The 13,040-nt window shown below is 64.1% G+C and carries 12 protein-coding genes and 2 tRNA genes; 11 read left to right on the top strand and 3 right to left on the bottom strand.

Annotated elements, in window-relative coordinates; all coding sequences use genetic code 11:
• Positions 1-82 precede the first annotated feature (82 nt).
• The 4 genes from pheA (at position 83) to gdhA (ending at position 3,641) form a co-directional block, all read left to right on the top strand.
• Entirely contained in the window at positions 83-1,051 is a 969-nt protein-coding gene (pheA, locus tag D9V28_RS15800) for a prephenate dehydratase (RefSeq protein WP_121660662.1), read from the top strand.
• Positions 1,052-1,106: 55 nt separating this feature from the next.
• On the top strand, positions 1,107-1,679 hold the full coding sequence (locus tag D9V28_RS15795; protein WP_121660661.1) for a hypothetical protein: 573 nt from the start codon (positions 1,107-1,109) through the stop codon (positions 1,677-1,679).
• Entirely contained in the window at positions 1,663-2,139 is a 477-nt protein-coding gene (locus D9V28_RS15790) for a hypothetical protein (RefSeq protein ID WP_147441027.1), read from the top strand. Before D9V28_RS15795 ends, D9V28_RS15790 begins: the two co-directional genes overlap by 17 nt.
• Positions 2,140-2,285: 146 nt before the next feature.
• The gene (gene gdhA / locus D9V28_RS15785; RefSeq protein WP_121660659.1) at positions 2,286-3,641 is read left to right on the top strand and encodes an NADP-specific glutamate dehydrogenase; all 1,356 of its coding nucleotides are present in this window, start codon (positions 2,286-2,288) and stop codon (positions 3,639-3,641) included.
• A 45-nt stretch (positions 3,642-3,686) separates the two neighbouring features.
• Here the strand turns inward: gdhA and D9V28_RS15780 are convergent, their stop codons facing one another.
• Together D9V28_RS15780 and D9V28_RS15775 are read right to left on the bottom strand one after the other, a co-directional pair.
• Positions 3,687-4,598 (bottom strand): hypothetical protein, encoded by a 912-nt coding sequence (locus tag D9V28_RS15780; RefSeq protein WP_121660658.1) that lies wholly within the window; start codon positions 4,596-4,598, stop codon positions 3,687-3,689.
• Positions 4,599-5,411: 813 nt separating this feature from the next.
• A complete protein-coding gene (locus D9V28_RS15775) occupies positions 5,412-6,383 on the bottom strand; it encodes a diacylglycerol/lipid kinase family protein (protein ID WP_121660657.1) in 972 nt (323 codons plus the stop codon).
• A 37-nt stretch (positions 6,384-6,420) separates the two neighbouring features.
• Here D9V28_RS15775 and serS point away from each other — a divergent pair, with 37 nt between their 5' ends.
• The 7 genes from serS to D9V28_RS15740 all read left to right on the top strand — a co-directional run bounded on the left by serS (position 6,421) and on the right by D9V28_RS15740 (position 12,388).
• Positions 6,421-7,683: a serine--tRNA ligase gene (gene serS, locus D9V28_RS15770; protein WP_121660656.1), complete on the top strand. Its 1,263-nt coding sequence runs from the start codon at positions 6,421-6,423 to the stop codon at positions 7,681-7,683.
• The gene (locus D9V28_RS15765; RefSeq protein ID WP_121660655.1) at positions 7,680-8,480 is read left to right on the top strand and encodes an HAD family hydrolase; all 801 of its coding nucleotides are present in this window, start codon (positions 7,680-7,682) and stop codon (positions 8,478-8,480) included. Before serS ends, D9V28_RS15765 begins: the two co-directional genes overlap by 4 nt.
• Positions 8,481-8,576: 96 nt before the next feature.
• Positions 8,577-8,664: transfer RNA gene (locus D9V28_RS15760), tRNA-Ser, on the top strand.
• A gap of 30 nt (positions 8,665-8,694) precedes the next feature.
• Positions 8,695-9,987, top strand: coding sequence for an LCP family protein (locus tag D9V28_RS15755; protein ID WP_121660654.1), 1,293 nt, complete (start codon positions 8,695-8,697; stop codon positions 9,985-9,987).
• Positions 9,988-10,042: 55 nt separating this feature from the next.
• On the top strand, positions 10,043-11,323 hold the full coding sequence (locus D9V28_RS15750; RefSeq protein WP_147441026.1) for an LCP family protein: 1,281 nt from the start codon (positions 10,043-10,045) through the stop codon (positions 11,321-11,323).
• 89 nt (positions 11,324-11,412) lie between these two features.
• Positions 11,413-11,501: transfer RNA gene (locus D9V28_RS15745), tRNA-Ser, on the top strand.
• A 149-nt stretch (positions 11,502-11,650) separates the two neighbouring features.
• Positions 11,651-12,388, top strand: coding sequence for a DedA family protein (locus D9V28_RS15740; protein ID WP_229728183.1), 738 nt, complete (start codon positions 11,651-11,653; stop codon positions 12,386-12,388).
• On the opposite strand, the gene D9V28_RS15735 is transcribed toward D9V28_RS15740, so the two are convergent.
• Positions 12,348-13,025 (bottom strand): GAP family protein, encoded by a 678-nt coding sequence (locus D9V28_RS15735; protein WP_121660652.1) that lies wholly within the window; start codon positions 13,023-13,025, stop codon positions 12,348-12,350. The two genes, D9V28_RS15740 and D9V28_RS15735, sit on opposite strands and share 41 nt — an antisense overlap.
• Positions 13,026-13,040: the final 15 nt, after the last annotated feature.

Genomic DNA, 13,040 nt, shown 5'->3' with positions numbered 1-13,040 from the left:
TGCAGCCTATGCACAGTCCCCGTTTGGGGACTGGTGAGATCGCTTCCTCAGCGCCCATTCTCAGGCCGGTAGGCTCGCTTCCATGGCAGACTCCCGCGCTCAGGCCCCGACCCGCACATACAGCTACCTGGGGCCGCGCGGAACCTTTACCGAGGCCGCACTGGCGCAGGTGCCCGAAGCGGTCGGCCAGAACTGGCGGTCGGTGAACAATGTCGGTGAGGCGCTCGGCGATGTCATCGCCGGTCGAAGCGATGGTGCAGTGATCGCCATCGAGAACTCGATCGAGGGTGGTGTCTCTGTCGCCCAGGACGCTCTCGCAACCATGCCGGGTCTGCGCATCGTCGGTGAGTACCTGGTCCCGGTGAACTTCGTGCTCGTTGCCCGTCCGGGGACAAAACTCGAGGATGTGAAGGTGGTGAACGCCCACCCGGTGGCTTACGCCCAGTGCCACTCATGGCTGGACGCCACTCTTCCTGATCACGGGCACATTCCCGCGACGAGTAACGTGGCAGCGGCATCTGCTCTGTTCGAAACGGAACTCGCGGACGCCGCCATAGCACCTCCGCGCATTGTCGACTCCTATGACGTGGAGGTTCTGGCGAGAGCCATCGGCGACAACCCGAATGCCGTCACCCGGTTTTTGCACGTGAGCCGCACCACCGACATTCCGGCGCCGACAGGGGCTGACAAGACCAGCCTGGTCGCCGAGCTGCCGGTTGACAGGGCCGGCGCCCTGCTGGAGTTGCTGCAGCAGTTCTCCACTCGCGGCGTCAACATGAGCCTCATTGAGTCACGGCCCATCGGTGACGCACTCGGCAGGTACCGGTTCATCATCGACGCTGACGGTCACATCACCGACGAGCGGGTCGCCGATGCGCTGCTCGGTGTTCGCCGGTTCAGCCCTGGCGTGATGTTCCTCGGGTCGTACCCCCGCGCTGACAAGTCACCGATTGAGTTCGATGAGAAGTACGCCGACGGTGTTTTTGCTGAGGCGCGGGAGTGGCTGAGCGGACTTCTGGCCGGCTCGACGAGCGGCACGGTTTCGCCCTAACCGCTCGCTGGTTAGACTCCGAGAACAGGCACCGCTTTGCGGGAAGGAGCATCGGATGGGCGACGCACGAGAGTTCGATCCGCGATACAGCCCTGAGTTCCAGCGCGGGTACGAGCCCGCGAGCCGGGAGCTTCCTCGGGAGCAGCGCGAACTGCAGGAACTGCGAGCGGAACGACTGTCGCGGCCCCGGATTGCGCCGATGCCTGTCGCCTCGGTGTCGCCGGTTGTTGACACAGCGGGAGGCCAGTCGAATCCGGCAGACGGTCTCACGGCCGACCCGCTCGACGAACCGGACGAGCGGAACGATGCCGATGAGGAATCGGAGGCGCCGCTCTGGCGCAACCCGTACCTGATCACCCTGGCCATCCTCGGTGTTGTGCTCACGGTCGGCGGCGTCACCCTGTTTCGCTGGTCTGTCGACCAGGTGTACACCGGTCAATACATGACAGGCACGCAAGCCGATGCCCGCCAGGACTGGCTCTGGGTTCAGGTGGCATGGGGCCTTGCTCCGCTTCTTGCCATCGCCGGGGCGCTCACGGTTTTGGGAATCTTTTTCTTCCTGGCAACCAAGTGGTCACCACGGCGGCGCGACGACGATGCCTCGACGGTCGATGAGTTCGACGAGTAGCGGCGCCGTGGCATCCGCTCGTCGCCCCAATTTCCTCGCCGTGATGTTCGGTGCGGGGCTGCTTCTGTTTGCGGGAGGTCTCGGAATGGTCGTCGCCGACGCTCAGGCGCGGATCGATGCTGCCGAGAGTGCCATCAGTTTCACAGCTGAGGAGCGGGAATACTTCGGTGGGGACATCGAGACGACCGTCGAGTCGGTTCGGCTCGGCGCGCTGTTCTCGAGCATGTACACGGGGGCGGATGTATCGAAATACGAGGTCGAGGTCGAAGATGCGCGCGACGGCTCAAGCAGTACATCGATCTATCCGGTCACCTATCGGGTGATTCTCGCGCTCAACCAGGGCTGGCACGCGACACCGGTCACACTGCCCGCTTTTGCTGGACTCGCGTTGACGGTTGGCGCGTTGTTTCTGGGTGCCGCGCGATGGCACCGTCGTGCTGTGAGGCGCTCGCGAAATTGACTGAAACCGGTGAGGCGTTCAGACTGATCAGGGCCGAACAACGGCCAGTCTCCACGTGAATCCCGCCTCCTGATCCAGAAATCGGCGGTTTCGCGGTCCCGGGCAGCGTCGCCCTCGCTTCTCTCGTGCGATCAGAAAGTTTTTCAGTGTTCCAAAAATCTCCCAGTTCAGACGCTCTTTCCTCCGTGTACCAGACCGCGGTGGCCCGAAACGCGGGGGAGCCTGAATTCCACCAGGCGATGCACGAGGTGCTTGAGTCGATCGCTCCTGCGCTCGATGAACACCCGGAGTTTCTCGAGTCGGGGATTCTCGAGCGCATCGTTGAGCCTGAGCGACAGGTCATGTTCCGGGTGCCGTGGACCGATGACAGGAACCGGGTTCAGGTCAACCGTGGCTTCCGGGTGCAGTTCAACTCGGCGCTCGGCCCGTACAAGGGTGGGCTACGGTTCCACCCGACCGTGAACCTGTCGATCATCAAGTTCCTCGGGTTCGAGCAGATCTTCAAGAACGCGCTCACGGCGCAGGGCATCGGCGGCGCCAAGGGTGGAAGCGACTTCGACCCGCACGGCAAGAGCGACGCCGAGATCATGCGGTTCTGCCAGAGCTTCATGAACGAGCTTTACCGCCACCTGGGCGAGCACACTGACGTGCCCGCAGGCGACATCGGCGTTGGGGCCCGCGAGATCGGCTACCTGTTCGGCCAGTACCGTAAGGTCACCAACCGCCACGAGTCAGGCATGTTCACGGGCAAGGGCACCGGTTGGGGTGGCGCCGAGGTGCGCACGGAGGCCACCGGTTACGGCGCCGTGTTCTTCACCGAGGAGATGTTCGCCACTCGCAACGCGTCGATCGACGGCAAGACCGCTGTGGTCTCCGGTTCGGGCAACGTGGCCATCTACGCGATCGAAAAGGTTCAGCAGCTCGGCGGAAAGGCTCTGACAGCATCTGACTCGTCCGGCTACATCGTCGACGAGGCCGGCATCGACCTTGACCTGCTCAAGCAGATCAAGGAGGTTGAGCGGCTGCGCATCTCGTCGTACGCCGAGCGTCGCACCAGCGCTCGCTTCGTCTCGGGCGGGAGCGTTTGGGATGTACCTGGCCAGATCGCCCTGCCGAGCGCCACCCAGAACGAGCTGTCGCTGCGCGACGCGAAGGCGCTCATCAGCAACGGCGTCGAAGCCGTTGCCGAAGGCGCGAACATGCCGTGCCTGCCCGATGCCGTCCACGCGTTCCAGCAGGCCGGTGTGCTGTTCGGACCAGGCAAGGCTGCGAACGCCGGTGGTGTCGCGACAAGCGCGCTTGAAATGAGCCAAAACGCGTCGCGCCAGCGCTGGAACTTCAGCGACAGCGAAGACCGCCTGCACAACATCATGCGCGGGGTGCACAGTGCAGCGTTTGAAGCAGCCGATCGTTACGGCCGCCCGGGTGACTACGTCGTAGGCGCGAACACCGCAGCCTTCGTGAAGGTCGCTGACGCGATGCTCGCGCAGGGTGTGATCTAACCGGAGGATCTCTGCGGGCGCTGCCACGTGGCATCCGCTCGATTGTTACTGACCGGTCCAGCCCAGCATTCGAAGGCGGCGTTCGACCCGGCGTCTCAGGTTGGGCAGGTCGGGTAGGTCGTCGCCGGTGAACTGCAGGGCCTGCCAGCCCTCGTCTCCGACGTCGTTGGTGCGACGGATGTCGCTGCGCCACTGCCGACGATCGGTGCGGTGCTGGTCGCCGTGATACTCCAGCTCGAGTTTGTACTCGGGGTAAGCGAGGTCGAGGTACACGGTTCTGCGCGCGGTGCGGAGGTACACCTCGAAGTTCGCGACGGGTGTTGGCAGGCTGCTCAGTGCGAGGTCGACACGCACGAGTGACTCGGGCCGCGACCGGGAGTGGTCGGAGCTGAGCGCTAGTGCGCGGCGCAGCGCGGGCCGGCCGGCGCGGGCCGGATAGCGTTCGATGGCGTCGGCAAGTTTGGTGACCGTGGTCTGCGGCTCTTCGTGCCACAGCAGCGAGTCGACGGCGGCGACGAGATCAGGCAGCGCAAGCACGCCGGCGAGGTCACAACAGGTGCGTTCGACCGAGGTGACCGTGAGGGTGCCGTTGGCGATTGCCACGGTGTCGGTCGGGTGAAGGAGCGCGCTGTGCCCGCGGACACCGGCGGGCCGAGGAGCCCGTCGGGGTGCCGGGACGGTGACGTCGAGAAGGGTATCGGCGAACAATGGGAGGGGCATCCCGTGTAAGCGCGCGGCGGTGCGGTGGCTGAAGGCTGTGCCGGGTGGCATTCGGGTAGCGACGGCGCGGCAGGCCAGTTCGAGGGAGAGCGGTGTTGCCGCCGCGACTCGGGTGCCGTGAAAGGGAGCGGTGAGTGCGCTGTTACGCAACTGCCCGCGGGTGAAACCGCGGGTGTATGCGTCAGCGACGGAGAACGCGGGTGGCAGTTGCGCCGGCAAGGGTTTGCGGAAGTTCACGGCTCGAGCATGCCGGTTTGTCGAGCACTGCGGCTGCGTTTCCCTGAGGTTGTGGAGAGTGGCCTCGGATTCGCCATGGGTGGGGGGTTTCGTACGGCTGCGCCGAGCGCGTCCGAGTCGGCAAACGGCACCTTGGTCGTCGGCTTGGTCGGGAATGGTTGTTGGGGTGTTGCGTGGTCGCAAGCGGCTGGACTTTGTGGAAATGAGCGACCGTTGTCGACCGAGCAAGGGTCGAAACCCATGGCTTCGACCGTTTGTGACCAGGCACAAGGGTTGAAGCCCGTGGGCTCGACCGTTTGTGACTAGGCGGGGCGAGGTGTGGGGTGGTGGTGCCGGTGAGGCCGACCATTTGCGACTGAGCGGGCTTCTGCCAGCGGTCGTGGCTGTGGGCGTGCTTCTCGGCTTGGTCGGGAATGGTTGTTGGGGTGTTGCGTGGTCGCAAGTGGCTCAAGTTTCTGGAAAAGAGCGACCGTTGTTGACCGAGCAAGGGTCGAAACCCATGGCTTCGACCGTTTGTGACCAGGCACAAGAGTTGAAATCCGTGGGCTCGACCGTTTGTGACTAGGCGGGGCGAGGTGTGGGGTGGTGGTGCCGGTGAGGCCGACCATTTGCGACAGGGCGGGCTTCTACCAGCGGTCGTGGCTGTGGTCGTGCTTTTTCTCTTGGTCGGGAATGGTTGTTGGGGTGTTGCGTGGTGTGGCCGACTACTTGCGACTAAGCGTGGCTTGGCTATCGCGCCGCGTGGCTACCGCAGCCGCGCGGCTACCGAACTCGGGCGGCTCCCGCACCCGCGTGGCGTCCGCAGTCGGGCGGCTACCGAACCCGCACGGCGAGGGCACCCGGGTCGGTCGCAAACCGCACCCCCGCGATGATGCCAAACCCATCACCGTCGAGCTCAACCGCCCGTGGCTTCTCAAGCGAGACCGTGATGCCGGCGCTGCGCAGGTAGGTGATCGTTGACGCGGAACCCGAGGTCGCCGAAATGATGCGGCGGCCGATGCTCGAGCGGCGCAGCGGCCCGTTCTCGAACCGCAGCCGCCGCCAGATGTCGAGCCAGCCGAGGGCACTCGACGTCTGCAGAACGGCAACGTCCAGCATCCCATCGTCGATCACGGCATCCGGCATCATCTCGAGCCCGCCGGTGAGGGTGCCGCAGTTGCCAAACAACACAGTCGAAACGTGGGCGCTGTGCACCGGCTTGTTCTCGAGCTGGTAGCGGATACGGAACGGCTTCGCGTCAGGCAGCGCCCGCAGCCCGGCATCGACGTACGCCAGCCAGCCGAACGACTTCTTCAACGCGTCATTGGTGTTCGCCATGATGTCTGCGTCGATGCCCATGCCGGCCATCACGAGGAAGCCGTGCTCTTCGATGCTGCCGTCGACGCGGCTGAGGGTCGCGATGCCGAGGTCTATGAAACGGGTGGTTCCGTTGAAAGCGATGTTGATGGCATCCGCTGTGTTCGAAATCGGCAGACCAAGGTTGCGGGCGAGGAGATTTCCGGTGCCACGGGGGAGCAGCGCGAGCGGCACGTGTGAATCGCGCAGGCCCTCAGCGACGCTGCGCACCGTGCCGTCACCCCCGGCCGCGAAGACCATGTCGACGCCGGCGGCGATCGCCTCGCGTGTCACGCCGTGGCCCGGATCCTCGACGCTCGTCTCGAACCAGAGTGATTCGCCCCAGCCCGCAGCGGCCGCACCGGCGTCGATCAGGCGGCGCAACTCGTCGATGCGACCCTTGGTGGGGTTGTAGACCACAGCGGCTCGGCGGGTCGGTGTGCTGGTCATATCTTCAACGCTACCTCGCGCGGCTAGACTTGCTGGCGTGATTGATCCAGTGCTCCTCCGCGAAAATCCCGACCTTCTCAGGCGTTCGCAGGAGGCGAGACGATCTCCCGTCGACCTCGTCGACCAGGCGCTCGACGCCGACCGTGAGCGCCGAACGGCGATCACCACCTTCGAGGAACTGCGGGCCGAGCAGAACGCGTTCGGCAAGAAGGTCGCGCAGGCGCCCAAGGACGAGAAGGCCACGCTTGTCGCCCAGGTCAAGGGACTGTCCGACCGGGTCAAGCAGGCCCAGCAGCAGGTGACGGATGCCGAGACTCGCTTTTCCGAGATCGTCGGCGCGATTCAGAACCCGATTATCGACGGCGTCCCGGCCGGTGGCGAAGATGACTTCGTGACCCTGCGTGAGGTCGGCGAGAAGCCCACGTTCGACTTCGAGCCGAGGGACCACCTTGAGCTCGGCGAGTTGCTCGGCGCCATCGACATGCAGCGCGGCACCAAGGTGTCAGGCGCCCGGTTCTACTACCTGCGCGGCATCGGCGCCCGCCTCGAGCTGGCGCTGATGAACATGGCCCTCGACCGCGCGCTGACCGAGGGGTTCATCCCGCTCATCACGCCAACACTCGTGAAGCCCGAGATCATGGCAGGCACCGGGTTCCTTGGCGCGCACGCCGACGAGATCTACTACCTGCCCGCAGACGACCTGTACCTCACGGGCACGAGCGAGGTGGCGCTCGCCGGGTACCACGCCGACGAAATCATCGACGTGGCCGACGCGCCGATTCGGTACGCCGGCTGGTCGACGTGTTACCGCCGCGAGGCCGGTTCGTACGGTCGCGACACCCGCGGCATCATTCGTGTGCACCAGTTCAACAAGCTCGAGATGTTTGTCTACACCACGCCGGAAGAGGCCGAGGCCGAACACCTCCGGCTGCTCGGCTGGCAGGAAGGCATGCTGCAGGCCCTCGGCCTGAGCTACCGGGTTATCGACACGGCAGCGGGCGACCTCGGCTCGAGCGCCGCACGCAAGTACGACGTCGAAGCGTGGGTGCCTACCCAGGATGCATTCCGCGAACTCACCTCGACCTCGAACTGCACGACCTACCAGGCCCGCCGGCTGAACACCCGCTACCGCGGTGAGAACGGAAAGACCAGCCCGGTCGCCACGCTCAACGGCACCCTCGCAACGACCCGCTGGCTCGTCGCGCTGCTCGAAACGCACCAGCAGGCCGACGGCTCCGTCGTTGTGCCGGAGGCGCTGCGACCGTACCTCGGCGGCATCGACGTGATTCGGCCGCTGTGAGCGAAGCCGGTCTTCTCGTCGCTCTCGATGTCGACGGCACCCTCCTTCACGAGGATGGATCGATGTCGGATGCTGTTATCACGGCTGCGCGGAAGGCGACGGAACGCGGGCACCGGCTGATGCTCGCAACAGGGCGCAGCTGGGAGACCACGCTGCCCGTTGTCGAGGAGTTGGGAATCGACCCGGAGTATGTCGTGTGCGCCAACGGTGCTCTCGTCATGAAGCGCGACGCTGAAGCGCCAGGCGGATACCGTCGGCACCTCATTGAGACCTTCGACCCGAGCGACGTGCTCCGGACGATCAGGTCGCACCTCGCCGACGGTCGGTACATGGTCGAGTACCCGAGTGGGTACCGCAGGTACACGGCCGGCATGACGGACTGGAACCTGGAGAACGCCGAGGAGGTCGAGTTCGAGGGCCTGCTGAGCGAACCGGTCACCCGCGTGGTTGTGGTGTCTCCCGGTCATGACGAACTCGAGTTCCTCAAGATCGTCGAAGGAATGGGCCTGCACCAGGTCGCCTACGCCATCGGCTGGACCGCGTGGCTCGACATCGCTCCGCTGGGTGTCAACAAGTCGACGGCTCTCGAGCGCGTGCGCGAGTGGCTCGATGTTCCCCGCTCGCGGATCGTCGCGGTCGGCGACGGCCGCAACGACATCGAAATGTTTGAGTGGGCCGGTGCGGAAGGGCGTGCTGTCGCCATGGGCCAGGCACCCGATGAAGTGAAAGACGCGGCGAACGAAGTCACTGGGTCAATCACCGAGGACGGGCTCGTCGCTATTCTCACCTCGCTCTAGACACTCGCTCAGGGCCTGTCCAGAAACTGCTGGAACTATGTACATGCCCTGATCCGCTAGAATCGAGCGTTGCGTGCTGTATCTACAGCGCGACATGGAGGGCTGTCCGAGCGGCCGATGGAGCCAGTCTTGAAAACTGGTGGGCAGAAATGTCTCGTGGGTTCGAATCCCACGCCCTCCGCCAGAGCACAAACCGACCCAAGGAGAACGTCGAGTGAGTGAGCCTTCCCGCCGTTCCAGGCGATCTCAGCAGGTCTCGACGATCGCACGGCACGGCAGGCTCAAAAAGTCGCACCCGTTCAAGACGATCGCGCGCTTTCTCGCTGGTGCGCTCGCCGTCCTGCTCGTGAGTGGCACCGCCGTTTCGGCGTATGCGTTCTGGGATATCGCGAAAGACGTGCAGCCATCCGTCACTCTAGCGAACGAGACGCCCGGCGTCTCGATTCCGAACATCGACGCCATCGAGGGCGGCGTGAACCTGCTTTTGGTGGGAAGCGACAGTCGCGCTGGCCAGGACGGTGTGTTCGGCGACGCGAAGAAGGAAACAGGCAACCTCAACGATGTGACGATGCTCATGCACATCTCGGAGGACCACAGCGCCGCAACGGTGATCAGTTTTCCGCGCGACCTCTTTGTTCCGATTCCGTCCTGCCCGAAAGAGGGCGGCGGTACGTACAGCGCGATGACGTCGCAGAAGATCAACACAACGCTGTCGTACGGCGGACTCGCGTGCACGGTGCTCACCGTTGAGAAGCTCACCGGCCTGAGCATTCCGTTCGCAGCTGAGGTGCAGTTCAACGGTGTGATCGAGCTGTCGAACGCCGTCGGTGGCGTCGATGTCTGTGTCGCCGAACCGATCGAGGACGACTACACGCAGACCTATCTCGACGCCGGAACGCACACGTTGCAGGGCATGGCTGCGCTGCAGTTCCTCCGCACCAGACACGGAGTCGGTGACGGATCGGACCTCGGTCGAATCAGCAACCAGCAGGTGTTCCTGTCCTCCCTGGTGCGCCAGCTGAAGAGCAGCGAAACGCTGACCGACCCGGGCAAGCTCTTCGGTATTGCCAAGGCTGCGTCAAGCAACATGACGCTGTCGAACAGCCTGTCGAACATCAACACCATGGTGTCGATCGCGATGGCGCTCAAGAACATTCCACTCGAGCAGGTCGTGTTCGTGCAGTATCCGAACGCGGCTGGGCAGAGTGGCGGCCAAAGCGGAGTACTGCCGCTCAAGACGCCAGCCAAGCAACTTGTCGACGCGTTGGTGGCCGACCAGCCGATTACTCTCACCGGTGACACCGGTGCCGGATCTGTTATTGATCCGAACGCTCCCGTTGCGGAAGCACCTGTAGCGCCAGAGGCGCCCGTGACGGAAGCTCCGGCTCCTGACGCCTCGACACCGGCTGCCCCGGCAACGCCGACAACACCAGAGGTCGTCGAGCTTCCCAAGACGGTGCAGGGTCAGACGGCTGGCGACTACACCTGCTCGAAGGGCAATGACTAGCCTGACCGGCTCTCATTGCGGCGGCAAGAGGGCGCACGCAGTTTAGAGTTGACCTGTGAACGCCAGGAAGACCAGTCGGGCGCCGTTGATGAAGCACGGCCAGCAGCCTCGTCGTGGTGCCGTGGCAACACTGATGAAGACGCTCGCCATCGCGCTCGCTGTTGTTCTGGTCAGCGGGGCATCGGTTGCCGCGTGGGTCGTCTACGACCTGGCCTCGAACGTCTCCTCCAACGCCGTTGACATCGCCCCGCCCGACGATCCAGCAACACCCCTCCCGGCGGTGCCGAACATCGACGCGTTCGAAGGCGGTTTCAACATGCTCGTCGTCGGAGCCGACAACGACGAGAACCAGGACAAGAACGCGTATGGAAAACGCGACATCACCCTCAACGATGTGAATATGCTCCTTCACGTTTCGGAGGATCACACGTCAGCGGTGGTGGTCAGTTTTCCGCGTGACCTCGTCATCGCTCAGCCCAAGTGTGTTGATCCGGAAACCGAGAAAACGGAACGCGCAGTTTCGGCGCAGCCGCTCAACGCGGCCTACGAGCGCGGCGGGCTTTCGTGCGTCGTCGCCACGGTCTCAGAACTGACCGGGCTCAATATCGAATACGCGGCATTGATGTCATTCGACGCCGTTGTGCAGATGACCAACGCCGTCGGGGGAGTTCCTGTTTGCCTCACCGAACGTGTGCGTGACAGATATTCGGGGCTCGACCTGCCAGCAGGAACGACGACCATCTCGGGCGCGACTGCCCTTGCTTTTCTCCGAACCCGCCACGGTGTCGGTGACGGAAGCGACCTGTCACGCATCGCATCCCAGCAGCAGTACATATCGTCGCTGATCAGGACCATCAAGAGCAATGACACCCTGACCGACATCACCAAGCTGTATGGGCTGGCTCAGGTTGCGGCCAAGCACGTCAAACTGTCGACCTCGCTCACCAACGTGACGCGGATGGTTGCGATGGCTCGCACGCTCCAGACGATCGACCTGGACAAGCTTGCGCTCGTGCAGTATCCGGTTGGCACAGATCCGGACAACTCCAACAAGGTGATTCCGAACAAGGCTCTGGCGAAGCAGCTCACGGACGCAATCGCGGCCGACCGGTCGTTCGCCCCCGACTCGACTGTCGACCGCAACGGTGTCGAAGCCGACCCGAACGCGCCGGTTGAGCCGCCGGTCGCCGACGCCCCTGCACCCGAACCGCCGGTGACCGAGCCGTCCGCCCCTGGCGCCAGTGCGACACCAGCGCCGACACCGACCTCCAACGTGATCGAGGGGCTTGCCGGCCAGACGGCTCTCGAACAGACCTGTTCGGTGGCTAACCGTTAGATCCGCAGGGCCGTTTTTGCCGGCGATTCGGAACACGGCAGATCACCCGTTATGATTAAGCTCGTGCGCCCGCCAGTTGGTGCGCACATGGAGACGTCGCATAGTTCGGCCTAGTGCACCACCCTGCTAAGGTGGAGTCCTCGTAAGGGGACCGCGGGTTCAAATCCCGCCGTCTCCGCAGACAAACCCTCACTCATCGAGTGGGGGTTTTTGCGTCCCGCTTGGCCTGCTCAGGAATGCTCTCACCTTCGTGTGCAAGACTGAGCGGACCTTGAGGCATCGTCGACGCAGTCGTTGCCGCAGTCCCAACCACTGTGGAGAGTTCACATGTACTCGATCGACCGCGCCGGGCACCTTCTCGCCGCCGCAACTGACTCGTCGTCAGCTGGCTTCGCCGACGGAGTCGCTCAGTGGGCCATTTCGCTCATGGAAACGCTCGGCCCTGTCGGTGCCGGACTCATCGTCTTCCTGGAGAATGTGTTCCCGCCGATCCCCAGTGAGGTGATTCTTCCGCTTGCCGGTTTCACCGCGAGCCAGGGGTCCTTCAGCATTGTTGAGGCCATCGCGTGGACGACCCTCGGATCCATCCTCGGAGCTTTCCTGCTTTATGGGCTCGGGCGCTGGCTGGGTCACGACCGCACCGTGTGGCTGGCCGCGCGAATTCCCTTCGTCGACCCCGACGACATCGTCCGAACCGTCGACTGGTTCGGCAGGCACGGCAAGAAGGCTGTTTTCTTCGGGCGAATGTTGCCCATCTTCCGCAGCCTGATTTCCATCCCGGCCGGTATCGAGAAGATGAACCTCGTGATCTTCGGAGCGCTCACCGCGCTCGGGTCGCTCAGTTGGAACAGCATCTTCGTTGTCGCCGGGTTCATTCTCGGTGAGAACTGGAGCGTCGTCCTCCAGTATGCGGACATTCTGAAGTACCTCGTCGTCGCCGGCGTTGCAGTACTCGTCCTCTGGTGGGTTGTGCGCACCGTTCAGCGCCAGCGCGCCCGCCGCCGTGCCCTCGCGGAGAACGAGCCTATGCCACCAGTCGAAGCAGACCGAACCCTCCAACAATAAGGCCGATCACCGCAAGAGCCGCCCCGGTGATGCGGTTACCGTGCCGCGTCAGGAACTGCTGCAGTCGGTGCATGCCATCCCGCGTTCGGTTTCCGCCGAGAACGTAAACGAGCACGGGTGCGGCCAGGCTCGCGGAAGCGAGAATCGTAAAGTAGAGCACGAGCGCTACGCCACCCCATAACGAGCTGTTTGCGCCAATGAGCAGTCCGGCGGCGATCGCCGTGAGGAAGTTCTTCGGTCTCAGCGCGCCGTAACCAAACCCGATGAAGAGGCCTTGGGCCGGGCCGAGCCCGGTGAAGATGCGGCTGATCCGTGAGGGCGCTGCATCAGTGGCGTTCGCCGGGCGACGCCACAGGACGACACCGCCGACGACCAGCCCGATCCCCACGAGCAGGGTGATCGGTGCGAGCTCACGCCAGTCGACGTCAAAGATCCGCGGCAGTAGCAGCGCAGCACCTGTCGCTGCGAGGCCGCACACGATGAGGAGTGCGATTGCCCACCCGGTCGCGAACGCCGCCGAGGTCCACTGCTTGCGATTGTTGAGAACAAGCAGAAGTTGTCCGGTCACCGGAACCGGGCTCAACGTGATCACTAGCGCCAGTCCGGTGATTTCGAGGAGGTCAGTAACGCTGTTCATTAGGCGTTTCCGCTG

The sequence above is a fragment of the Mycetocola zhadangensis genome, from assembly GCF_003668565.1.
Classification (GTDB): domain Bacteria; phylum Actinomycetota; class Actinomycetes; order Actinomycetales; family Microbacteriaceae; genus Mycetocola_A; species Mycetocola_A zhadangensis.
The sequence above is the reverse complement of the archived record's forward strand: the minus strand, read 5'-3'. Positions and strand labels throughout refer to the sequence as shown.

Excerpts from the sequence above, each read along its gene's own strand:
- pheA (WP_121660662.1), top strand. The coding sequence starts at position 83 with ATGGCAGACTCCCGCGCTCAGGCCCCGACCCGCACATACAGCTACCTG.
- D9V28_RS15795 (WP_121660661.1), top strand. The coding sequence starts at position 1,107 with ATGGGCGACGCACGAGAGTTCGATCCGCGATACAGCCCTGAGTTCCAG.
- D9V28_RS15790 (WP_147441027.1), top strand. The coding sequence starts at position 1,663 with ATGAGTTCGACGAGTAGCGGCGCCGTGGCATCCGCTCGTCGCCCCAAT.
- D9V28_RS15775 (WP_121660657.1), bottom strand. The coding sequence starts at position 6,383 with ATGACCAGCACACCGACCCGCCGAGCCGCTGTGGTCTACAACCCCACC.
- D9V28_RS15740 (WP_229728183.1), top strand. The coding sequence starts at position 11,651 with ATGTACTCGATCGACCGCGCCGGGCACCTTCTCGCCGCCGCAACTGAC.
- D9V28_RS15735 (WP_121660652.1), bottom strand. The coding sequence starts at position 13,025 with ATGAACAGCGTTACTGACCTCCTCGAAATCACCGGACTGGCGCTAGTG.